Here is a 21,445-nt window from a genome sequence, read left to right as displayed (position 1 = left end):
GGGAGGGGCACATGCCCGAGGGGCACATACCGGGCTCGGCGCCGGTCGAACCACAGCCGAAGGCCGCGCCCAACACCGAGACAACCGACCGTGGACACGTGCAACCGCCGTACGGGAAGCAGACCTCCACCCCCGAACCCCCCACCTCCGCCCGCCGTACCGGTCTCCTCGTCACCCTCATCCTCGGCGGGCTCACCGCCACCCCGCCCCTGGCGATGGACATGTACCTCCCGGCGCTGCCGGAGGTCACCGACGCGCTGCACGCCCCCGCCACCACGGTTCAGCTCACCCTCACCGCCTGCCTCGCCGGCATGGCGCTCGGCCAGCTGCTGATCGGCCCGATGAGCGACCGCTGGGGCCGCCGACGCCCCCTCCTCCTCGGCCTCGCCGTCTACATCCTGGCCACCGTGCTGTGCGCCCTCGCCCCGAACGCCGAGACCCTCATCGCCTTCCGCCTGGTTCAGGGCCTCGCCGGCTCGGCAGGCATCGTGATCGCGCGGGCCGTGGTCCGCGACCTGTACGACGGCGACGAGATGGCCCGCTTCTTCTCGACCCTGATGCTGATCTCCGGGGTGGCCCCGATCCTGGCGCCGCTGATCGGCGGTCAGATCCTCCGGGTCACCGACTGGCGGGGCGTGTTCGTCGTCCTGACCGTCATCGGCGTCGCGCTGATGGCGATCGTGTGGGTGCGGCTGCCCGAGACGCTCAGCCCCGCCGACCGGCACGGCGGCGGCATCCGCGAGACCCTGGGCGCGATGCGCGGCCTGCTCACCGACCGGGTCTTCATGGGGTACGTCCTCGCCGGCGGCTTCGCCTTCGCCGCCCTCTTCGCCTACATCAGCGCCTCCCCGTTCGTGATCCAGGAGATCTACGGCGCCTCCCCGCAGACGTTCAGCCTGCTCTTCGGCGTCAACTCCGTCGGCCTCGTCATCGCCGGCCAGATCAACGGCAAGGTCCTGGTCGGCCGGGTCAGCCTCGACAAGGTGTTCGCGGTGGGCCTCGCGATCGTCACCCTCTCCGCGACCGCCCTGCTGCTGATGTCCACGGGCGTCTTCGGCGAGGTGGGCCTGGTCCCGGTGTCGGTGGCCCTCTTCGTCCTGATGTCCGCGATGGGCATCGCCCTGCCCAACTCCCAGACGCTCGCCCTGATGCGGGTACGCCGCGCGGCGGGTTCCGCGTCGGCCCTGATGGGTACGTCGTCCTTCCTGATCGGAGCGATAGCGTCCCCCCTGGTCGGCATCGCGGGCGAGGACACAGCCGTCCCCATGGCCATCGTCCAACTGACCGCGACACTGGTGGCCGCGACCTGCTTCGTGGCACTGTGCCGTCCGTGGAACAGGCGTACGACGCTGGAGGGAGCGGAGAGCTGAGCGCGCCGAGACTGCGCACGGACACCCCGGAACGGGCCGGACTCGACCCCGAGGAACTGCGCCATCTCGTACGAGAGGTGCGCGCGCTGACGGAAGGCGAGTGCCCGCGCGCCCCCGCCGCCGTCGTACTCGCCGGCCGCGGCCCCTTCGTAGCCGTAGAGGAGGCGGCGGGCTGGGCCGTCCGCTACGAGTCCTACGACGAGCGCACGGACAAGGGCGTGGAGCTGCCGCCCGGGTCCTGGACCCCTGCGACGCCGGCCACGCCCTTCGACCTGGCCTCCCTCACCAAGCTCTTCACGGCGGTCGCGGCGGTTCAGCAATTGGAACGCGGCACGCTAGGCATCGACGCCAGGGTGGCGGCATACCTCCCCGACTTCACCGGCGCCGCCGCGTACGGCCTCACCATCCGCAACCTCCTCACCCATACCTCCGGGCTACGCCCCGAACTCCCGCTGTACGACTGCCCGACGCCGGACGCCCGCCTGGCGGTGCTGCGCGCGGAGACCCCGGTGGCGGCCCCGGGAACGGCGTACGCCTACTCCGACCTGAACCTCCTGCTCCTCCAGCACGTCCTGGAACGCCTGACGGGCCGGGGCCTGGACGTCCTCATCCGCGACGGCATCACCCATCCCCTGGGCATGACGGCCACGGGCTTCGGCCCCTACCCGGCCGCGGCGGCCACGGAGGACCAACGCCACCCCTGGGCCAAGGCCGACCGCGGCATGCTCCGGGGCGAGGTCCACGACGAGAACGCCTGGTCCCTCGGCGGCGTCGCCGGCCACGCGGGCCTCTTCTCCACGGCCCACGACCTGGCCGTCTTCTGCCGCGCCCTCCTGGCGGGCGGCTCCTACGGCCCCGCCCGCATCCTCGCCCCCGACTACGTCGACCTCCTCCTGACCCCACCGGCCCTAGGCTTCACCCTCGACCAGCCTTGGTTCATGGGCGAGTTGGCGGGAAGGGGCGCGGCGGGCCACACAGGCTTCACAGGCACATCCCTGGTCCTGGACCGCGCGACGGAAACCTTCCTGATCCTCCTGACGAACGCGGTCCACCCACGCCGCCGGGACCCGATCAACGCGGCCCGGGCGGCGGCGGGGACGCGGGTGGCTCGGGCAGTGCGGGGGACATGAAGGCGGGCCGGGCGGTTATGGCATTTTCGATGCCATACTGGGTTCATGGCTGACGACAGTGTCGACTTCCTTCCGGGTGAAGGCCCCACCAGCGGTGTCTCCGTCACCCTCACCGCCGGCACTCTTCAGGCGATCCGTGAGCGGGTCGGCAAGCGGGGTGTGTCCGCCTATCTGGAGCGGGCGGCGCAGCGGCAGATAGAGCGTGACAACCTGGATGAGCTGATCGCGGACTTCGACAAAGTGCACGGGCCGGCCGACCCGGAGGCCGTGGCGGCCAAGCGGGCCCGGCTCACGGGCGGTACGGCTCACGCGGGGGAGGCCGCGTGAGCGGCGCGTTGGTACTCGACAGCGAGGGACTCGCGAAAGCCGTACAAAGGGACCGCGAGGTGCACGAGTGGCTGACGGCGGCCCGTGCGGCGGACCTGCCCGTGCTCACCTCCGCCGCGGTGCTGGTCGAGGTCATCCATCCCCGGATCAATGACGCCGCGCTGAGGTGGACGCTGTCGAGGCTCCGGGTGGAGCCGGTCTCGCAGGCCGTCGCACAGTCCGCGGCCGCCCTTCTGCGAGGCGCGGGACTGCATGGCCACAAGTACGCCATCGACGCCATGCTGTGCGCGACCGCGGTGCAGCAACCGGGCCGGGTGACCATCCTGACCTCCGACGCGGAGGACATCGACATGCTCCTCGTCGACCATCCGCGCGTGGTGGCGGAGAAGGTCTGATTCCGGCGTCGCGGGTCGCCCATACAATCACCACGTGAACGCCCCCCTTCCCGCCGCCGACACCCTCCGTGCCGCCCTCGCCGCCCTCCTCGACGGGCTGCCGCCGAAGGCGGCCGTGCAGGCGGTGGAGCGGCTGATTGTGAACTATCGGGGGCGGACGCCGACGGATGCGCCGGTGTTGCGGGACCGGTCGGACGTGGTGGCGTACGCGGCGTATCGGATGCCGGCGACGTTCGGGGCGGTGTGCTCGGCGTTGGAGGCGTTCGCGGCGGCGGTGCCCGGGTGGGTGCCCAGTAGTCATGTGGATGTCGGGGGCGGTACGGGCGCGGCGACCTGGGCGGTGAACGCGACCTGGGCGGGCGGGCGGCCGGTGACGGTGCTCGACTGGGCGGAGCCGGCGCTGGCGCTGGGGCGGGAGATCGCCGCCGCGAACCCGGAGCTGAAGGCCGCCGAGTGGCAGCGCTCTCGTATCGGATCGGCGCTCACGATCGAGAGCACTGATCTCATCACCGTCTCGTACGTTCTCGGCGAGCTGACCGACGCCGACCGCGCCGCCGTGGTCGACGCCGCCGCGACCGCCGCCCAGGCCGTCGTGATCATCGAGCCCGGCACCCCCGACGGCTACACCCGCGTCATCGAGGCCCGCGACCGCCTCATCGCCGCCGGTTTCCACATCGCCGCCCCCTGCCCGCACAGCGCCGCCTGCCCCATAGTCCCCGGCGAGGACTGGTGCCACTTCTCCGCCCGGGTCAGCCGTTCCTCCCTGCACCGCCAGATCAAGGGCGGCTCCCTGGCGTACGAGGACGAGAAGTTCAGCTACGTCGCCGCCACCCGCTTCCCACCGACCCCGGCCCCCTCCCGCGTCGTACGCAAACCGCAGATCCGCAAGGGCCAGGTCCTGCTCGACCTCTGCGAGGGCATCGACGACACCGTGGGACCCGCGCTCGCCCGTACCACGGTCACCAAGCGTCATGGCCTCCTCTACAAGGCGGCCCGGGACGCGGACTGGGGCGATGCCTGGCCGCCGGCCGAGCACGCCTGAAAACCGGTTGCGCAGACCACCCCGGCACCCGATATGTGATCAGGTATGTCCACCACGCCGTACCTCGAAGAGATAACCCCCGCCAACCTCGACACCGCGCTCGACGTCCGCATCCGCCCCGACCAGGAACATCTGGTCGAACCGGTCGCGCAGTCCCTCGCCGAGGCGTACGTCCGCCCCGGCGTCGCCTGGCCCCGCCTCATCCGGGACGGCGACCGCGCCGTCGGCTTCCTCATGGCCTTCCTCGACATCGACTGGAAGGGCGACGGCAGCGGCACCGACATCCGTTCCGGGCTGTGGCGGCTCAGCATCGCCGCCGACGAACAGGGCCGGGGGTACGGCCGTTTCGCCGTGGAATCCGTCGCCGCCGAGATCCGCCGCCGCGGCGGCAACCGACTCTTCGTCACCTGGCACCCCGGCCCCGACGGCCCGGAACGCTTCTACCTCGGCCTCGGCTTCCGCCTGACGGGCGAGACCAGCGGCGGCCAGACGGTGGGCGTACTGGAACTGGACGAGTAGACCGGCAGGTCCGTTCAAGACGTCTCGCCGGTCGTGCCTCCCGTGGTCGTACGCCCTTGCTGTCGTTTCTCCTGGAGTTTGCGCAGTAGTTCGCGCTTCTGAGCCTGGGGGTCGAGGCCGCCGCCGACGCGGCCGTTCGGGTCGCCGCCGCGCAGGGCCTTGCGGCCGAGGTTCTTGCGGGCGCCGCCCACTCCCAGCATGTTTCCGGCTCCACCTCGGGACATGGGAAGTCTCCTCCCGTGACGATACGGTTCGTCTCGTAATTCGGCCTCCCCACTGTCAGGCGAGACGGACCGTCTTGTCAACTGATAAATTCGGGGCATGGCCAAAAAGACCGCCCCCGACTCCACCCGCCGCAGCGAGAAGTCCCGCCGCGCCATCTACGACGCCGCCCTCTCCCTCGTCAGCGAGGCCGGCTACCAGAAGGCGACCATCGAGGGCATCGCGGCCCGCGCGGGCGTCGGCAAGCAGACGATCTACCGGTGGTGGTCGTCCAAGGCGGACGTGCTGTTGGAGGCGTTCCTCGATCTGCAGGAGCAGGCGGCGGAGGCGGTCGCCGTACCGGGGCAGGAGCCCGAGGAGTACGCGATCCCGGACACCGGCGACCTCGCGGCCGACCTCAAGAACGTCCTGCGTGCCACCGTCGACGAGCTCCTCGATCCGAAGTTCGAGGCCCCCTCCCGCGCCCTCGCCGCCGCCGGCGTCGTCGACGCGCGGCTCACCGAGGAGTTCGTCGCCAAGCTCCTTGAACCCCAACTCCAGCTCTACGTCCAGCGGTTGAAGTCCGCGCAGGAAACGGGCGCCGTACGCCCGGACATCGACCCCCGCATCGCCCTCGAACTCTTCGTCTCACCCCTGGCCCAGCGCTGGCTCCAGCGGACCGGCCCCATCTCGTACGACTACACGGACACCCTCGTCGACTACGCCCTGCACGGCCTCGCGCCCCGATGAGCCCCGGAGTCGGTCCCAGCGGGCCCGCGCAAGTGTGACCAAAGCGACCAGAGGGTACTCGGCGGTGGACGGAAAATCCCGCCAAAGCATGCAATAGCCCACCATCCCTGTCCCGCTCCGGCATGGCCCCACCTACCCCGGATGGGCGCTCCGGCCACCCGGAGCGCAGGATGGTGGGACCATGAGGCATGCTGTCCGCACCACAGCGAGGCGAGGGGACAGATGAGCGCGACGTTCGGCGGCCGGACCGGTCGGCAGGGCAGGATCTCCGAATGGCTGCGTGCCCGCCGCACAGGCCGCCCGCTCCCGGAGACCGCCGACGACGCCGGCCGTGAGACGCTGCTGCTCGCCGCCGCCGCTGCCGGACTCCCGCTCGCGCCCGCCGCGTACCCCTCGGGCTACCGGTGTTCCTGTGACCGCGTCGGCTGTCCCACCCCCGCCCGGCACCCGGTGTCATTCGCGTGGCAGACCCAGTCCACCACCGACCGCGCCCAGATCGAGCGCTGGGCCCGGCATCAGCCGCAGGCCAACTTCATCACCGCGACCGGCATGGTCCACGACGTACTCGACGTTCCGCTCAGCGCGGGACGTCAGGCCCTGGAGCGGCTGCTCGCCTCCGGCATCGAGGTGGGCCCCGTAGCCGAGTCGGAGTCCGAGTCCGACGACGGACGGCTCCTCTTCTTCACCCTCACCCGCGGTACGCCCGAGGACGAGGACGAGTGGTGGCCCTGCGAGCTGGACTGCCACCCAGAGACCATGGACGAGCATCCGGGCCTGCGTTGGCACTGCCGCGGTTCGTACGTCCTCGTACCGCCGGCCCGGCTCCCCGGTGACCTCGCCGTCCACTGGGTACGGGGCCCCGAGCACCCGCTGCCGGACCCGCTGACCCTCCTGGAGATCCTCACCGACGAATGCGCCCGGCACGCGGGCGAGGAGCGGGACCGGGACCACACGAACACGGCCTGGCCCCTGCACGGTTGAGAGCTCCCTCCCAGGAGCTATTCGCCCTTCGCGCCCGTCAGCCCGCCCACCTGGCTCAGGAACTTCACCTGCTGGTCCGCCGCCGTACTCGCCGGATCGAGCACCGCCTGGTTGGAGACGAACTCCAGCGTCAGCGACTCCTTGGGCTCGCCCGCCATCAGCGCCTTGACGGCCACGTCGTTGACGGGGATGTCGACGCCCTGTGCGGCTGTCTGCTTCTGGTAGTGGCGGGTGGTGAAGAAGACCAGCGCCCCGCCGTCCTTGGTGCGCAGCCCGACCGGCGCGTAGTCGCCGTTGGTCAGGGGCTCGTCGATGTACTGGCGTACGATGCCCGGCCGTTCCGCGTTCTGCCGGCGCTCCGCGCGCTCCTCGGAGGTGTACGGCCCGTCCGCGAAGACGGCGCTGTCCTCCTTCAGATACGTCGCGTACCGGTCGGGCAGCTGAGCGGGCGCGACGGCGAGAGCGGGGTCGTCGGGTGCGACCACCTGGGCGAAGCCGTCCTCGTCCTTCTGGAACTCGGGCATCTGGTCCGCGGCGACGATCGTGAGGAACGACACCTCCCACAGATCGTCCAGCCCGTCCCGGGTGAACACGAACACCCAACGGTCCCCGGAATTGCCCTTGTTGGCGGCGGCGTCGGCCACGAACCAGCGCGGCCACGCCGCCTTCTCCGGGATCGTGTACTTGACGTCCGTCAACTCCAGCGGCACATGGTCGGGGTTGCCGCTCGGGTTGATCTTCGCGCCGGAGCGGAGCTTGCCGCCGTCGATGTCGGCGAGGGCACCGGTCACCCGGTCGGCGTCCAGGGACTGGTCGTACGCCTTGTCCGCCGCGTTGTACGCGGTGGTGAAGTCCTTCAGCGCACCGGCGGCCTCCGACTGCGTCGCCGTGGCGACGATCTCCAGGTCGCCACGGACCACCACGCACCCGCTCGCCGTCAACGACAGCGCCGTCACCGCCGTGACCAACAGCGCGCCACGGCCGTACGAACGCAGTCCGAGGAACCTCCCGCGCGTACGAACCGGCCGAACCTCACGAAGCCTTCGTGGGCTCCGAACCCCGCGAACCCTGCTCATCAGGAATCTTCACCTTCCCCTTCCCGGAGGCGAACCCTACCGGGGCGAGGAGCAGCGCGAGCGTCGGGATCAGATACAGGAGCCAGACCGTGACTTGGAGGACGGTCGGGTCGGGCAGGAAGTCGGCCCCAGTCAACCCCGCTTCGGTGTAATCAGGACATCGCCCGTCCTCGGATGCGGGAACACCTCGACCGGCTGCCGGTACACCTCTGACAGCAGCCCGCCCTCGAACACCTCGGCCGGCGGCCCGTCCGCCGCGATCAGCCCGTCGCGCAGGATCGCCACCCGGTCCGCGTACGCCGCCGCGAGTCCGAGGTCGTGCAGGACGACCACCACGGCGTCCCCGGCCCGCGCCCGCTCCCGGCACACCCGCAGTACCAGCTCCTGATGGCGCAGGTCCAGCGCGGCGGTCGGCTCGTCGAGCATCAGCAGCGGCGCCCGCTGGGCGAGCACCCGCGCCAGCGCCACCCGGGCGCGCTCGCCGCCGCTGAGCGCGGAGAAGGGCCGGGCGGCGAATCCGGTGACCTCCGTGACGGCCATCGCCTCCGCCACCGCGGCGTCGTCCGTGTCGCCGGGGTCCTCCGCCTCGTACGCCCCCGGCTGCCGCGCCCAGGGCGCCCGCCCCATCCGTACGACCTCCTCGACCGTGAACGGGAACGACAGGGCCGTCGACTGGGGCAACACCGCCCGCCGCAGGGCGAGTTCGGGAGCGGACCACTCGTCCACCGGGCGCCCGTGGACGCGTACGACCCCGCCGTCGGCCGGCAGATCGGCGGCCAGGGCGCCCAACAGGGTCGACTTTCCCGCCCCGTTGGGACCGACCAGGGCGAGCACCTCACCCGCACGGGCGACGACGTCGACACCGCGCAGGACCTCACGGGACCCGAGCCGGACCCGTAGCCCCTCCGCCTCGGCCAGTACGTCGCCGGGGGCGGACGGGGGCGGGGGAGTGGGCCCGGCCGCCCCGAACCGCCACCCTGTCAGTACATCCCTCAGACCAGTCTTCATGCCCAACCCCCTTGCTTGCGGCGGGTCCTGCGGAGCAGCCAGAAGAAGAACGGGCTGCCGATGAGCGCGGTGAGCACCCCGAGCGGCAACTCGGCCGGCTCGACGATCGTCCGGGCCGCGAGGTCCGCCGCCAGCAGCACCACCGCACCGCCGAGCGCGCTGCCCGGGATCAGGAACCGGTGCCCCGGCCCGGCCGCCATGCGCAACAGATGCGGAATGACGAGACCGATGAAGCCGATGACCCCCGACACGCTCACCGCGGCGGCGGTCAGCAGCGCGACGACCAGGATCAGCACGACCCGCAGCCGCTCCACGTCCACACCGAGATGCCGCGCCGGACGCTCACCCAGGGCCAGGAGGTCCAGTTTGCGGGCGTAGAAGGGTGCGATGGCCAGCCCCAGCAGGGCGCACGGCAGCACGGCCAGCACCTTCGGCCAGGTCGACTGGGCGAGCGAGCCCAACTGCCAGAAGGTGATCTGGTTGACGGCCGCGGTGTCCTCCGCCAGGAAGATGAACAGCCCGATCGTGGCACCCGCGAACGCGTTCACCGCGATACCGGTGAGGATCAGCGTCACGACCTCCGTACGGCCGCCCGACCGCGACATCCCGTACACGACGAACACGGTGATGAGACCCGCGACGAACGCGAACACCGAGACCGTCCAGTTCCCGAGGAACGTGAGCCCGAACGCGATCGCCGCGACCGCGCCCACCGCCGCGCCCAGCGAGACGCCGATGACGCTCGGCTCGGCCAGCGGGTTCCCGAAGATCCCCTGCATCAGCGCGCCCGCGCACCCGAGCGAGGCGCCGATCAGCAGCGCCAGCACGATCCGCGGGAACCGCACGTTCCACAACACCGACTCGGGAACGCGTTCGAGTTCCGCCCCGCCGAGCCCGATTCGGTGGGCGACGGAGGAGATCACGTCACCGGTGGGGATGGGGTAAGCCCCGAGTCCCCCGGCTACGGGGATCAGGAGGAGGAGGGCGACGACGAGACCGGTGGTGAGGAGGTAGGGGGCGCGGCGGCGTCGGGGGGTGGTGGGACGAGGGGCGTCGGCTCTCTCCGGCTCCATCGGCTCGGCCGACTTCTCCAGTACCGTCACGTCGTTCCTCTCCGGGGCGGGCACTCGCAAATGCTTAGGTTAGCCTTACTTGGGTGCGGCACTCCCGAGGGGAGCGGGGCTGTGCTGACGCCGTCGGCGTGATGCTTCAATGCGTGAGTGACTGACTTCGACGTGCTGCGGGTGTTCTGCGGGCCCGGTGGCGGATACGGCAACGAACTGGGCGTCGTACGCGAGGGATCCGTACTGCCCGACCGCGAGGACCGCCAGGCCTTCGCCGCCGAACTCGGCTTCAGCGAGACCGTGTTCGTGGACGACCCCGAGCGCGGTGTCATCGACATCTACACCCCCACCCTGCGCCTGCCCTTCGCCGGCCACCCCTGCGTCGGCGCCGCCTGGCTGCTCGACGTGCCCGAACTGGTCACCGAGGCCGGTGTGGCCGGGGCCCGGCTGGACGGGGAGTTCAGCTGGATCGAGGCCCTGCCGGAGTGGGCCCCGCCGCGCACGTTCCGCCAGTACGCCTCCTCCGCCGAGGTCGACGACCTGGAGGTGCCGCCGCCCGGCGAGCGAAGCGAGATGGGGGTGCCCCCGGACGGAGTCTGGGGGGGGATCTATGCCTGGGCCTGGGAGGACGAGGCGGCGGGTCGTATCCGCGCGCGGGCCTTTCCCGGCCGCGACGACGGCATCGACGAGGACGAGGCCACCGGCGCGGCCGCGCTGCAGCTGACCGCGCGACTGGGCCGTGCCCTGAACATCGTCCAGGGCACGGGCTCACAGATCCTCACGGCTCCGCAACCGCACGGGTGGGTGGAGGTCGGCGGCCGGGTGTTCCTGGAGCGCCAGCCGGAGCCCGGCCATGGGCTCATGCGGGAGCCCGGCCATGGGCTCACGGGACTCACGGGGCTCACGCGCTGAGGGGGAATTCCTCGCCCAGCGCCCGGAACACGGCCGTGTTCAGCGTGAACGCCCGCTTGCACTCGCTCACGATGCGCTGCTTCTCCAGGTCGTCGGCCCGCACCCGGTCCAGCAGTTCGCGGTAACCCCGCTTGAACGCGGCCGGGTTGGCGATGTCCTCGAAGACGTAGAAGCGGACCCCGTCGCCCTTCCTGGTGAAGCCCCAGGTCTTCTCGGCCCGGTCGCGGATGATCTGGCCGCCCGAGAGGTCGCCGAGGTAGCGCGTGTAGTGGTGGGCCACATAGCCGCCGGGCCAGGTGCGCGCGCACTCGGCGACCCGCGCCGCGTACGCCTCGGTCGCCGGCAGCGCGGAGAGCGTCGACCGCCAGTCCGGGCCGCGCAGATGCCTCAGGTCCCGCTCCAGCGCTGCCAGCCGCATCAGCTCGGGCTGGATGAACGGCCCGGCGACCGGGTCGTCGGCCAGCGCCCGCGCGCCGCTCTCCAGTGCCTCGTACACGAACCACAGCTGCTCGGTGTAGCGCGCGTAGGCGTCGACGCCGAGTTTGCCGCCCAGCATGTCGCCCATGAACGTCGTGGTCTCCGCCTCCGTGTGCTGCTCGTGGGACGCGGTGCGGATGATCGTGGAGAACGCCGTGACTGCCGTGTCTGACGTGCCCGACGCGTTCATGAAGGCCTCCGGTGCCGAAGAGGAATGACGAGAACCTGCCCATATTTTCTATGGTTAGGCTTACCTAAGTCGACAGGTTCCCGACCCCCTGTCGGTAAAACGGTACCCCGGACCCCGATCAAGCTCACCTGGAACGGCATGAAAAGGCCCGCCGTCCGGAGGGAACCGGAGGGCGGGCAAAGGGGGCAGGTGAGGCGGGGCTACGGCAGCGTGAGGATTTCCGTGCCCGTCTCCGTCACGACCAGCGTGTGCTCGAACTGGGCGGTGCGCTTGCGGTCCTTGGTCACGACCGTCCAGCCGTCGTCCCACATGTCGTAGTCGTGCGTCCCGAGCGTGAGCATCGGCTCGATCGTGAACGTCATCCCCGGCTGGATCACGGTCGTCGCGTGCGGGGAGTCGTAGTGCGGGATGATCAGCCCCGAGTGGAACGACGAGTTGATCCCGTGCCCCGTGAAGTCGCGCACGACCCCGTAGCCGAACCGTTTCGCGTACGACTCGATGACCCGCCCGATGATGTTGATCTGCCGACCGGGCTTGACGGCCTTGATGGCGCGGGCGAGGGACTCCCGGGTCCGTTCGACGAGAAGCGACGACTCCTCATCCACGTCCCCGACGAGGTAGGTGGCGTTGTTGTCGCCGTGGACGCCACCGATGTAAGCGGTGACATCCAGATTGACGATGTCGCCGTCGCGCAGCACGGTCGAGTCCGGGATGCCGTGGCAGATGACCTCGTTGATCGACGTGCACAGCGACTTGGGGAACCCGCGGTAGCCGAGGGTCGACGGATAGGCGCCGTGGTCGCACATGTATTCGTGGGCGACCCGGTCCAGCTCGTCCGTGGTGACCCCGGGCGCGATGTGCTTCGCGGCCTCGGCCATCGCCCGCGCCGCGATCCGGCCGGCGATCCGCATCGCCTCGATCGTTTCGGGCGTCTGCACCTCCGGTCCGGTGTACGGAGTCGGGGCGGGCTTGCCCACGTACTCGGGTCGGCGGATGTTTCCGGGGACGAAGCGGGTGGGGGAGAGCTTCCCCGGTGCGAGCAGTGACTGGCCAGACATGCCAGCGAGTTTAACCAGCGGCTGTGGGGGACCATGTCGGTGGCGATCGGATGCGAATCGGATGCGATCGGTCGGTGAGAGGAGCTCGAGTCATGCCCCTGTTCAAGCGGCGCACGGTCGGCAATCCCGGCGAGTGGTTCTACTGCCTGGAACACAAGAAGGTCGAGGAGGGCCCCGACTGTCCCGGCAAGGACCGCATGGGCCCCTATGCCACCCATGAGGAGGCCACCCACGCGATGGAAACGGCCCGCGAACGGAACGCCGAGTGGGAGACGGACCCCCGCTGGCACGACGCCCCGGCCGGAGGCCCGGACGACGCCTGACCGCGGCCCCGCCCCGGCCCACCCCCTCCATCGCTCCGCGGCGGAGATCCCCCGCGCCCGCCCTTCCGGGCGGGCGCCACCTCTCGGGCCGCTCAGTTCTCCGAGCGCAGATCCAGCACCATGGCGCACAGCTCCGGGGCACCGTCGAACGGCACAGTCTCACCGACTGCCCGGTACCCCCACCCCTCATACAGGGCACGCACCTTGCCGTGCTCCTTGTGCACCAGCAGCGTCACCCTCTGCTCCGGCCTGCCTTCCAGCAGCGCATCATGGATCTGGCGGGAGGCTCCCGTGCCGCGCCACGGAACCCGCACCATCAGCTCCGACAAGGCGAAGGTCCGCGCCCCGGTCTCGGCGGTGAACGCCTCCGGCAGGCTTGGGGACACCTTGGCCCACCAGGTCGTGCTCGGGCCCAGGGGTGCCCCGTACGCGTACCCGACGGGTTGACCCTCGTCGTACGCGACGACACAGGCGAAGCCGGGGTGCGCGGACCAGTGGTTGACGAACTTGGCGAAGGCGTCCCGCCCGGCGAGCGGGTCGTCCACACCCTCGTACACCTCGTCATGAACGTCGAGGAGGAGTTCCCGGATGCCGGGGGCGTCCGTGTGTCCGTAGGGCCGGAGGTCGAGTCGGGCGGGCGTGGTCACTGGCTTCCTTCCTGCTGTCGGGCCGCCTTGGCCACGTGGTCGAGTCGGGCGGTGATACGGCTGCTCACCACTCCGGTCACAGGCACCTCCGCGACGGTCGCCGCCGCCCGTTCCGCGTTGCCTTGCGCGAGCTGGAGTTCGGCGAGCAGCACCGTGTAGTAGGCCCGGTTCCGGGTGAAGCGGTTGTCGAGGAGTTCGAGGGCCTGCGCCGTCTGCTGCTCGCCGCGCGCGTACTGTCCCGCGCTTTGATGAGCGATGGCCCCGAGCCCGGACTTGCAGCGCCTCGTTGCGTAACTGCGCCGCCCTGGCGTAGTCCCCGCAGTCGTGGGCTGACCATCCGGCGCAGGCCGCCACGTCGGCCACGGCCCGCATCAGGGCGCGCTCGACGCGTGCCAGCTCCCCGTCATCACCGAGGTGTTCACCCCGACGCATGAGGAAGTCGCCGCCGCCCGTGCCATCGTGGCCGCCGCCGATGAAGCCGGGGGCCGCATCGTCCGCGTGGCTGAGCAGATGGTCGGCCCGCCCATGGTCCAAGCCGCCCGAGCCCTGCTGTCCCGCGTGGACGGCCGCACGCCACGCGGGGCGACCGCGTGACCGTCGACATGCCCATGCCCATGGGGTACCGGCGGATCACCGAAGGCCGCTACCGGGAAGTGGTCGGGCTCGGCTACCACGAGCTGCCGGAGGGCATGGTCATTGAGCACCGACCCGGGCGCACCGTCACCGAGGCCGACAACGTCCTGATGACCACGCTCGGCGGCAACGACGCCCCGATCCATACCGACGCCCAGTACAGCAGCCTGACCGAGTGGGGCCGCCCTCTGGTGTGCAGCAGCATCACCCTCCACATCGTCGGTGGGATGACCGTACGCAGCACCAGCGGCCTCACCATTGACAACCTCTGATTCGAGGAGATCCGGTTCACCGCCCCGGTCTTCGTGGGCGACACGCTCTACGCGGAGACGGAGATCACCGGCCACCGCCTGTCCCAGAGCCGCCCGGGTACCGGCATAGTCACTTGCCGCACGACCGGCCACAACCAGGACGGCAACGCCGTCGTGACCTCCACCCGCAGCTTCTTCGTCCCAGTCGACGCCGACGCCGTCCGCGACCACACCAGCTACTAGAACGGGGGACACCATGCCTGATCCGATCCAGATCATGAAGGCCGACGACGAGCTCTGGCAGCAGTACGACGCCCTCGCCACCCGCAGCTACGGCCATCCCGTGGGAGACATCACGCGCCTGCGCCCGCACGCGGACATCCGCGTGGCGGTCCGGGACGGGAAGGTCATCGCCGGTGGACTCGGCCTCCTCGTGGACCAGAGTTTCGGCGGGGCCCCCGTACCCTCCGCGGCTCTCAGCGCCGGGTGCGTCGCCCCTGAGGAACGCGGCGCCCGCCTCTCCGTCAACATGCTCGCCGACCGGCTCCGTCACCTGCGCGACCAAGGCGCGGTGATCTCCACGCTCTGGACGACATCGGGCGGGTACGTCCGCCGCCTCGGCTGGGAGGCACCGGTCCCCGTATTCGCGTGGTCCATCGCCACCGACGACCTCAAACGGGGCTTCACCCGCTCGGGGCTGCGTATCGAGCACGGCCGGACGAAGGAAGCCGATGAGCTGCAACGCCGTCTGGCCCGGCAGTGGAACGGGCCCGTGATACGCCCGGACTGGTGGTCGGCCTGGATGGACGACAAGCGGCAGTTGACCACCTACGAGTTCGGATCGGCGCAGACCACCGGCGTGCTGTCTTTCTCCACGACGCGGAGCGAGCGGCACGGGATGGACCTGACCGTGCACGACTTCTGGGCCGGGGACGAGGAGACCGTCGGCGAGATGATGGCGTTCCTCGCCGACCATCACACCCGTGCCGCGGTCATCCACTTCCGGCGGTCCGTCCTTCCCCCGTACCCCGCACTGCTGCACAACCTCCACCGGTACCGGCTGACGGCGCAGGCGTGGCACCCGTGGATGCTCCGCGTCCTCGACCTCCGGGAAGCGGTGCGGCTGCGTGGCTGGCCCGCCGACGTCGACCTCACCGTGCCCGTGGAAATCGAAAGCGAGAACGGCGAGAACTGGGACCAGCATCTGCTGGAGGTGAAGGACGGCGTCGGACAGATCACCACGACGCACACCGCCGGCGGCGTGCGACTCACCCGGCGGCAACTGGCCGTCTGGTACGCAGGCGGCTACCGGACAGCGGCCGCAGCACGCCTCGCGGGAGTCGCAGCCAGGTCCGACGAAACCCTCACCAGGCTGGTACGTAGCACCGCGGACCTCGAACCCTGGTTGCCCGAACACTTCTAACCGCCACCCGCGGCTGCTGTATCCGCCAGCACCAGCTCACCGTCCTGCATTTCCTGCCCGGGGCCAACCTGACGGATCGCCAGCGGCACCACTGCGGCGAGGATGGAAGGCATTTTCCTCCACAGCGGCGGCGAGCGATGACGAGGGCGGGAGCAGCCGAGCCGACCGGGAGGCCACGCGGATGGCAGCAGTGTGGGGCGGGACGACGACCGTCCCCCACCGCTGTACCCCGCAGGCGCCAACGGCGATCAGCCCCCACAGGAGACCGTCACTCATCACTCGGCAGTGACGGGCGGTGCGGGTGGGAAGGGCTGTGACCCGCAGGCGCCGACGGTGAGCGGCCCCCACAGGAGGCCCGGACTTGTCAGCCGGGAGTCACGGGCGGGCGGGTGGGCGAGGACCGGCTTTCGCGGAGCCGGACCGCATGCTCGTTCGTCCGCACGTCGTACGTCATCAACTTCGGCAGACACACCGCCAGCAACCCCACCGCCCCCACACACAACACCCCACCCGCCCACACAGACGCCCGCACGGACGTCCACGCCGCCATGCCCCCCGCCCGCACCTGCCCCAACTGCGGCCCTACGGAATACGACAGCAATTCGATCCCCGCAAGCCGCCCCCGCAACTCATCGGGAATGGTCTGATTCCACATCGCCGCCCGAAAGATCCCGCTGATCATGTCGAACGCACCGCCCAGCACCAGGAAGCCCAGCACCAGCCACACATCCCGCACCAGCCCCGCCGCCACCACGGAGAGCCCCCACAACGCCGCCGCCAGCACCACCATCCGCCCATGCCGATGCACCCGTGACGTCCACCCACTCGTCAACGTCACCAGCAACGACCCGGCCGGCAACGCCGCGTACTCCCCCACTGCCTTAAGGGCGTGGGGGGACCCCCATGCCCCAGCGACCACTCCGCGTCCAACTCGTCCGCGAGGAACGGCAGTACGGCCAACGGCATCGCCAGAAACATCGCGGCGAGATCGACGGCGTACGTACCGAGAAGCTCCTTACGGCTCCACGCGTACCGCGCACCCTCCGCGATGGACCGCAACGAGGGTTTCGCGGCCTCGTGGGACGCGGGGGAGGGCGCCAGCCCCACCGCCAGCGCGACGGACACGACAAACGTCGCCAGATCCGCCGCGTACGCCCAGCCGAGCCCGGCGTACGCCACGACGACCCCGGCCAGCGCCGGCGCCGCTACCCCGCCCACCGTCCAGCGCAGCGAGTTCAGCGAGGCGGCGGCCGGCAGGTGCTCGTGCGGGACGATACGGGGAACGATGGAGTCCAGAGCGGGCCGCTGCACCGCGACGAGCGCGGAAGACAACGCGGCGACCACGTACAACGGCCAGACCATCGGCTCCGGCAGCAACGCGTTCACGAGCAGCCCCGCGCACAACACCCCCAGCCCGACCTCGCTCCGCAGGATCAGCGCCCGCTTGTCCAGGGCATCCGCGAGCGCCCCGCCGTACAGCCCGAACACGACCAGCGGCACGAGTTCGACGGCCCCGATGGCCCCGACCGCCACCACCGACCCCGTCAACTCCTTCATCTGCACCGGCAGCGCGACAAAGGTCAGAAAACTCCCGAAGTTCGTGATCAGCCCCGCCACCCACAGCCGCCGGAAGTCCACGGACACCCGCCACGGCCCAAGGTCGGGCAACAGCGCCGACAGCCGGGAAGCCGAGGGGGACGGGGAGGGCGCGGCAGAGTCCGGTGGGCAGGACGGAGCGGCATCGTCGGAAGCGGTCACGACGGGCCATGCTCAGCCGTGGCCACCCCCGGAGCAACCGGTTTTCCCCGCCCCGGGTGCTCACCAGCCCGCCGGCGGCGGCGCCGTCAGCTGCTCGGCCAGCCGGGAGAGACGGTCCCGTAGCCGCCGGCGGCCCCTCCGCCGCGGCAGCCCCGGCTCCCCCGCCGCCGCGCTCACCAGATGCTGGACCGTGTCGAGGTCGACGTCCGGTTCGGGCGGCGCCGTCAGGGACTCGTGGGCGAGGACGGCCAGGTCCCGGTCCCCGGTGTCCAGTGCGAGCACCCTCGCCCCGGCGCGGCGCGCGTCGTGCACCCGTTCCAACAGGACGGCACCCGGCGCGGCCGGGGCCACGACCAGCAGGGTCTCGCCGCGTCGGGCCGCCGAGACCCGGCCCAGCCCGACCGCCAGATGCGAAGGGTCCGAGGGGCGCGAGGCATGGCGTACGAGCGTGGGGGAGAGTTCCGGCGTGCCGGACCACGCGGCCTCGTCCACCAGGTGCGCCGCGAAATGCCACGGCTCGTACTCGGCGGTGCCCACGAGCAGCAGCCCACCGCCGTACGACACCACGGACCCCCGCAGCGCCCCCGCGAACCGCCGGGTGGCCCCCAGCCACTCGGTCCCGGCGAGCATCTCCCGCAACAACGCGACTCGTACGGTGTCCATGCGCCCGCATCCTGCCGCAACCGGCCACTCGTGACCCGGAGTTCACCGCGAATTCGCCCGAGCGGGGCACGCACGGCCCACCGGGACGACCCGCAACCACCGAAGGAGCCCCTCGTGCCCCCCACCCACGAGCCCGCCACCCCCACGCAAACGCCCGCCCCCGACACCAGCATCCCCTTCCGCGCAGGCACCGACGGCTACGCCAGCTTCCGTATCCCGGCCGTCGTCGCCGCCCCCTCCGGCACCCTGCTCGCCTTCTGCGAGGGCCGGGTCGGCGGCCGGGAGGACTTCGGGAACATCGACATCGTGGTGAAGCGGTCGACGGACGGCGGCCGGACCTGGGGCCCGCTCCAGGTCGCGGCCAAGAACGGCGACGCCCTCGCCGGCAACCCGGCTCCGGTCGTCCTCGACACCGGCCGGATCCTCCTCGTACACGTCCGCAATGCGGCCCTGGCCACCGAGGACGCCATCCGCCGAGGCGTGGTGAGCGCGGCCGACGGCCGACGGGTCTGGGTGCAGCACAGCGACGACGAGGGCGCGACCTGGTCGAGTCCCAAGGAGATCAGCGAGCAGACGAAGAAGGCCGAGTGGCGGTGGTACGCCACCACCCCGGGCCACGCCCTCCAGCTCTCCACCGGCCGCGTCGTCGTCCCCGCCAACCACTCCCTCCCACCAGCCGGGAAGGACAACGGCACGGAGGGCAAGTACAACGGCGGTCACTGCCTGCTCAGCGACGACCGGGGCGCCACCTGGCGCATCGGCTACGTCGACGACAACACCGACGGCTACATCAACGTCAACGAGACCACCGCCACCGAACTCCCCGACGGACGCGTCTACTTCAACACCCGTAACGACTCCCCGGCCCCCGGCACCCGCGCCGACGCGTACTCGCGGGACGGCGGTGAGAGCCTGGCCAAACCGTTCCGGCCGCAGGCGGGCATCACCGGCCCGGTCGTCGAGGGCAGCGTCCTCCAGCTCCGCGACCCCGACCTGCTCCTCCACTCCGGCCCCGCCGACCCCGGCTTCCGCGCCCTGATGACCGTCCGCGCCAGCACGGACCACGGCGTCACCTGGCGCCCCGCCCACACCGTCGACGGCCTGCCCGCCGCGTACTCCGATCTCGTACGCGTCGACGAGGACACCGTCGGACTGCTCTACGAGACGGGCGACTTCAGCGCGTACGAGACGATCACCTTCCGCCGGATTCCCGTGACCTCCCTCACCTGATCCGGCCGCTCCCGGCCTCCGTCCGCGCACGTAAAGTCAGCCCATGACCTCTACTGACAGTCCACAGACGACCGACGGTGCACAGACGGCCGTCCCCGCCAAGACTCCGGCCAAGGACCCCTTCGACCTGCCCGACGTCTCCGGGCTGGTCGTCGGCGTGCTCGGCGGCACCGGGCCGCAGGGCAAGGGGCTCGCCTTCCGTCTCGCCAAGGCCGGGCAGAAGGTGATCATCGGCTCGCGGGCCGCCGACCGCGCGCAGGCCGCCGCCGAGGAACTCGGGCACGGGGTCGAGGGCGCCGACAACGCCGAGACCGCGCGCCGCAGCGACATCGTGATCGTCGCGGTGCCGTGGGACGGCCACGGCAAGACCCTCGAATCCCTGCGCGAGGAACTGGCCGGCAAGCTCGTCGTCGACTGCGTCAACCCGCTCGGCTTCGACAAGAAGGGCGCCTACGCGCTGAAGCCGGAGGAGGGCAGCGCCGCCGAGCAGGCCGCCGCCCTGCTGCCGGACTCCCGGGTCACCGCCGCCTTTCACCACCTGTCGGCGGTGCTGTTGCAGGACCCGGAGATCGAGGAGATCGACACGGACGTGATGGTCCTCGGCGAGGAGCGCGCCGACGTCGAGATCGTGCAGGCGCTGGCCAACCGCATCCCCGGCATGCGCGGCATCTTCTCCGGCCGGCTCCGCAACGCCCACCAGGTCGAGTCCCTGGTCGCCAACCTGATCTCCGTGAACCGCCGCTACAAGGCCCACGCGGGGCTCCGCCTGACCGACGTGTAGCCGATACACGTACGCGTACGGGCATGGGGGACACTGGGCGGCGTACAACCTTGTACCACCCCGTCCGACTGTCCTGTCAGGAGCCGACCCCCATGCCCCGCCTCGCCGTGTACGCCCTCGCCGTCTGTCTGCTCGCGGTCGCCGCCGCCGTGGTCTCCTTCGCCCGGGGCAGCTGGCTGGGTGTGGTGTGGGTGCTGATGGCCGGACTGTCGTCCAACATGACCTGGTACTACGTCCGGCGGGCGAGGCTGGAGCGCGAGGCCGCCTCCGCCGCCTCCGCCCCCTCGGTCACAGACTGAGGCGTCACAGACTGAGGCACACGTCGCTGCCCTCGGTCCAGAAGCGGTACAGCCGGAAGCCGCAGTCGGCCAGCACGTCCTGCACACCCAGCGCGCGCATGAACGCGTCGATCGCGTCCCAGAACGCCTCGTTCACGGTGGGAATGAACAGCACCGCGAACACCAGCAGCAGCCCGAACGGCGCCAGCGGCTCCACCTGGCGACGGATCTTGTACGACAGCCAGGGCTCGATCACCCCGTAGCCGTCCAGGCCGGGCACCGGCAGGAAGTTCAGGATCGCCGCCGTGACCTGGAGCAGCGCCAGGAAGGCGAGGGCGAACTGAAACGCCGCCGGCACCCCGTCCGTCACGCCCAGCCAGAACGGGGCCGTGCAGACCGCCGCGAACAGGACGTTCGTCAGCGGGCCCGCCGCCGAGATCAGGCTGTGCTTCCAGCGGCCCTGGATCCGGCCCCGCTCGATGAAGACCGCGCCACCCGGCAGACCGATACCGCCCATGATCACGAAGACGACCGGCAGCACGATGCTGAGCAGGGCGTGGGTATAAGCGAGAGGATTGAGCGTGAGATAGCCCTTCGCGCCGATGGAGATGTCGCCGCTGTGCAGGGCGGTACGGGCGTGTGCGTACTCGTGCAGACACAGCGAGACGATCCACGCCGACGTCACGAACAGGAAGACGGCCAGCCCGGGTTGCTCGGCGAACCCGGTCCAGGTGGCCCATCCGGTGACCGCCATGACGGCCACGATCCCCACGAAGACGGGACTGATCCTCCGGTCGCTCCGGCGGGACACGGCGGTGGTCATGGGGCTCCTAGGACTCTGGATCAGGCTGCTGGACGGACTGGACTGCCCGACGGTACCGGGCGCAAGCCGAAAACGTCTCGCGGGTATCTCCGAGTTCCTAGCAAGGTGGGCATACGAACTCGATGTACCGGACAT

Annotated in this window: 26 protein-coding genes and 3 pseudogenes; 17 read left to right on the top strand and 12 right to left on the bottom strand. The window is 70.9% G+C overall.

Annotation, left to right across the window (positions count from 1 at the left end; translation table 11 throughout):
* Positions 1–11 precede the first annotated feature (11 nt).
* From F3T56_RS19170 to F3T56_RS19145, 6 genes are read left to right on the top strand one after another with little or no spacing between them, the layout of a single operon-like run.
* Positions 12–1,370, top strand: a complete 1,359-nt coding sequence (locus F3T56_RS19170) for a multidrug effflux MFS transporter (RefSeq protein WP_149826398.1) — start codon at positions 12–14, stop codon at positions 1,368–1,370.
* Positions 1,322–2,500, top strand: coding sequence for a serine hydrolase domain-containing protein (locus F3T56_RS19165; RefSeq protein WP_172639019.1), 1,179 nt, complete (start codon positions 1,322–1,324; stop codon positions 2,498–2,500). Before F3T56_RS19170 ends, F3T56_RS19165 begins: the two co-directional genes overlap by 49 nt.
* 45 nt (positions 2,501–2,545) lie before the next feature.
* Positions 2,546–2,827, top strand: coding sequence for a hypothetical protein (locus F3T56_RS19160; RefSeq protein ID WP_149826396.1), 282 nt, complete (start codon positions 2,546–2,548; stop codon positions 2,825–2,827).
* Positions 2,824–3,222 carry a PIN domain-containing protein gene (locus F3T56_RS19155; protein ID WP_149826395.1) on the top strand — a complete coding sequence of 133 codons (399 nt, stop codon included), beginning with the start codon at positions 2,824–2,826 and terminating at the stop codon, positions 3,220–3,222. Before F3T56_RS19160 ends, F3T56_RS19155 begins: the two co-directional genes overlap by 4 nt.
* Before the next feature lie 34 nt (positions 3,223–3,256).
* Positions 3,257–4,264, top strand: a complete 1,008-nt coding sequence (locus tag F3T56_RS19150; protein ID WP_149826394.1) for a small ribosomal subunit Rsm22 family protein — start codon at positions 3,257–3,259, stop codon at positions 4,262–4,264.
* Positions 4,265–4,309: 45 nt separating this feature from the next.
* A complete protein-coding gene (locus F3T56_RS19145) occupies positions 4,310–4,783 on the top strand; it encodes a GNAT family N-acetyltransferase (RefSeq protein WP_149826393.1) in 474 nt (157 codons plus the stop codon).
* Between the two features lie 14 nt (positions 4,784–4,797).
* Here F3T56_RS19145 and F3T56_RS19140 read toward each other — a convergent pair whose 3' ends face one another.
* A complete protein-coding gene (locus F3T56_RS19140) occupies positions 4,798–5,007 on the bottom strand; it encodes a DUF6243 family protein (protein WP_172639018.1) in 210 nt (69 codons plus the stop codon).
* A 97-nt stretch (positions 5,008–5,104) separates the two neighbouring features.
* On the opposite strand from F3T56_RS19140, the gene F3T56_RS19135 reads away from it, so the two are divergent.
* Positions 5,105–5,734, top strand: coding sequence for a TetR/AcrR family transcriptional regulator (locus tag F3T56_RS19135; protein WP_149826392.1), 630 nt, complete (start codon positions 5,105–5,107; stop codon positions 5,732–5,734).
* Positions 5,735–5,956: 222 nt separating this feature from the next.
* A complete protein-coding gene (locus tag F3T56_RS19130) occupies positions 5,957–6,715 on the top strand; it encodes a bifunctional DNA primase/polymerase (RefSeq protein ID WP_149826391.1) in 759 nt (252 codons plus the stop codon).
* A 17-nt stretch (positions 6,716–6,732) separates the two neighbouring features.
* Here F3T56_RS19130 and F3T56_RS19125 read toward each other — a convergent pair whose 3' ends face one another.
* The 4 genes and pseudogenes from F3T56_RS19125 to F3T56_RS19110 form a co-directional block, all read right to left on the bottom strand.
* Positions 6,733–7,791 carry an SCO2278 family lipoprotein gene (locus tag F3T56_RS19125; protein WP_149826390.1) on the bottom strand — a complete coding sequence of 353 codons (1,059 nt, stop codon included), beginning with the start codon at positions 7,789–7,791 and terminating at the stop codon, positions 6,733–6,735.
* Positions 7,748–7,915: pseudogene (locus tag F3T56_RS19120) on the bottom strand (iron transporter); the annotation flags it as partial. The pseudogene F3T56_RS19120 and the gene F3T56_RS19125, both read right to left, overlap by 44 nt.
* An 8-nt stretch (positions 7,916–7,923) precedes the next feature.
* Positions 7,924–8,799: a heme ABC transporter ATP-binding protein gene (locus tag F3T56_RS19115; protein ID WP_149826389.1), complete on the bottom strand. Its 876-nt coding sequence runs from the start codon at positions 8,797–8,799 to the stop codon at positions 7,924–7,926.
* Entirely contained in the window at positions 8,796–9,872 is a 1,077-nt protein-coding gene (locus F3T56_RS19110) for a FecCD family ABC transporter permease (protein ID WP_149826450.1), read from the bottom strand. The genes F3T56_RS19115 and F3T56_RS19110 overlap by 4 nt, the downstream gene beginning before the upstream one ends.
* Positions 9,873–10,019: 147 nt before the next feature.
* Here F3T56_RS19110 and F3T56_RS19105 point away from each other — a divergent pair.
* Positions 10,020–10,700, top strand: a pseudogene (locus tag F3T56_RS19105) (PhzF family phenazine biosynthesis protein); the annotation flags it as partial.
* 64 nt (positions 10,701–10,764) lie between these two features.
* Here the strand turns inward: F3T56_RS19105 and F3T56_RS19100 are convergent.
* The gene (locus F3T56_RS19100) at positions 10,765–11,442 is read right to left on the bottom strand and encodes a biliverdin-producing heme oxygenase (RefSeq protein WP_149826388.1); all 678 of its coding nucleotides are present in this window, start codon (positions 11,440–11,442) and stop codon (positions 10,765–10,767) included.
* A gap of 200 nt (positions 11,443–11,642) precedes the next feature.
* A complete protein-coding gene (map, locus tag F3T56_RS19095) occupies positions 11,643–12,500 on the bottom strand; it encodes a type I methionyl aminopeptidase (RefSeq protein WP_149826387.1) in 858 nt (285 codons plus the stop codon).
* A gap of 92 nt (positions 12,501–12,592) precedes the next feature.
* On the opposite strand from map, the gene F3T56_RS19090 reads away from it, so the two are divergent.
* The gene (locus tag F3T56_RS19090; protein WP_149826386.1) at positions 12,593–12,823 is read left to right on the top strand and encodes a hypothetical protein; all 231 of its coding nucleotides are present in this window, start codon (positions 12,593–12,595) and stop codon (positions 12,821–12,823) included.
* 92 nt (positions 12,824–12,915) lie between these two features.
* On the opposite strand, the gene F3T56_RS19085 is transcribed toward F3T56_RS19090, so the two are convergent.
* Positions 12,916–13,470, bottom strand: coding sequence for a GNAT family N-acetyltransferase (locus F3T56_RS19085; RefSeq protein WP_172639017.1), 555 nt, complete (start codon positions 13,468–13,470; stop codon positions 12,916–12,918).
* Positions 13,467–13,622 carry a hypothetical protein gene (locus F3T56_RS46240; protein ID WP_172639016.1) on the bottom strand — a complete coding sequence of 52 codons (156 nt, stop codon included), beginning with the start codon at positions 13,620–13,622 and terminating at the stop codon, positions 13,467–13,469. The genes F3T56_RS19085 and F3T56_RS46240 overlap by 4 nt, the downstream gene beginning before the upstream one ends.
* 262 nt (positions 13,623–13,884) lie before the next feature.
* Here F3T56_RS46240 and F3T56_RS19080 point away from each other — a divergent pair, with 262 nt between their 5' ends.
* The 4 genes from F3T56_RS19080 to F3T56_RS19070 are packed head-to-tail and all read left to right on the top strand — an operon-like array spanning position 13,885 to position 15,777.
* A complete protein-coding gene (locus F3T56_RS19080) occupies positions 13,885–14,064 on the top strand; it encodes a hypothetical protein (RefSeq protein ID WP_246203696.1) in 180 nt (59 codons plus the stop codon).
* Positions 14,061–14,375: a MaoC/PaaZ C-terminal domain-containing protein gene (locus tag F3T56_RS49750; RefSeq protein ID WP_342786954.1), complete on the top strand. Its 315-nt coding sequence runs from the start codon at positions 14,061–14,063 to the stop codon at positions 14,373–14,375. Before F3T56_RS19080 ends, F3T56_RS49750 begins: the two co-directional genes overlap by 4 nt.
* 9 nt (positions 14,376–14,384) lie before the next feature.
* The gene (locus F3T56_RS49745; RefSeq protein WP_342786956.1) at positions 14,385–14,597 is read left to right on the top strand and encodes an FAS1-like dehydratase domain-containing protein; all 213 of its coding nucleotides are present in this window, start codon (positions 14,385–14,387) and stop codon (positions 14,595–14,597) included.
* A gap of 13 nt (positions 14,598–14,610) precedes the next feature.
* Complete coding sequence (locus F3T56_RS19070) at positions 14,611–15,777, top strand: GNAT family N-acetyltransferase (RefSeq protein WP_149826385.1); 1,167 nt, start codon at positions 14,611–14,613, stop codon at positions 15,775–15,777.
* Positions 15,778–16,141: 364 nt separating this feature from the next.
* Here the strand turns inward: F3T56_RS19070 and F3T56_RS19065 are convergent.
* Positions 16,142–17,457: pseudogene (locus F3T56_RS19065) on the bottom strand (MFS transporter).
* A gap of 138 nt (positions 17,458–17,595) precedes the next feature.
* Complete coding sequence (locus tag F3T56_RS19060) at positions 17,596–18,198, bottom strand: hypothetical protein (RefSeq protein WP_149826384.1); 603 nt, start codon at positions 18,196–18,198, stop codon at positions 17,596–17,598.
* Positions 18,199–18,312: 114 nt separating this feature from the next.
* Here F3T56_RS19060 and F3T56_RS19055 point away from each other — a divergent pair, with 114 nt between their 5' ends.
* From F3T56_RS19055 to F3T56_RS19045, 3 genes are read left to right on the top strand one after another with little or no spacing between them, the layout of a single operon-like run.
* The gene (locus F3T56_RS19055) at positions 18,313–19,428 is read left to right on the top strand and encodes a sialidase family protein (RefSeq protein ID WP_149826383.1); all 1,116 of its coding nucleotides are present in this window, start codon (positions 18,313–18,315) and stop codon (positions 19,426–19,428) included.
* A gap of 43 nt (positions 19,429–19,471) precedes the next feature.
* The gene (npdG, locus tag F3T56_RS19050; protein WP_149826382.1) at positions 19,472–20,209 is read left to right on the top strand and encodes an NADPH-dependent F420 reductase; all 738 of its coding nucleotides are present in this window, start codon (positions 19,472–19,474) and stop codon (positions 20,207–20,209) included.
* Positions 20,210–20,232: 23 nt separating this feature from the next.
* Positions 20,233–20,508, top strand: coding sequence for a hypothetical protein (locus tag F3T56_RS19045; protein ID WP_172639015.1), 276 nt, complete (start codon positions 20,233–20,235; stop codon positions 20,506–20,508).
* 4 nt (positions 20,509–20,512) lie between these two features.
* Here the strand turns inward: F3T56_RS19045 and F3T56_RS19040 are convergent, their stop codons facing one another.
* Positions 20,513–21,310, bottom strand: coding sequence for a site-2 protease family protein (locus tag F3T56_RS19040; RefSeq protein WP_149826380.1), 798 nt, complete (start codon positions 21,308–21,310; stop codon positions 20,513–20,515).
* Between the last annotated feature and the right edge of the window lie 135 nt (positions 21,311–21,445).

The sequence above is a fragment of the Streptomyces tailanensis genome (genome assembly GCF_008386495.1).
Taxonomy (GTDB): domain Bacteria; phylum Actinomycetota; class Actinomycetes; order Streptomycetales; family Streptomycetaceae; genus Streptomyces; species Streptomyces tailanensis.
Note: the sequence above shows the minus strand (reverse complement) of the source record. Positions and strands in the feature narration are given on the sequence as shown.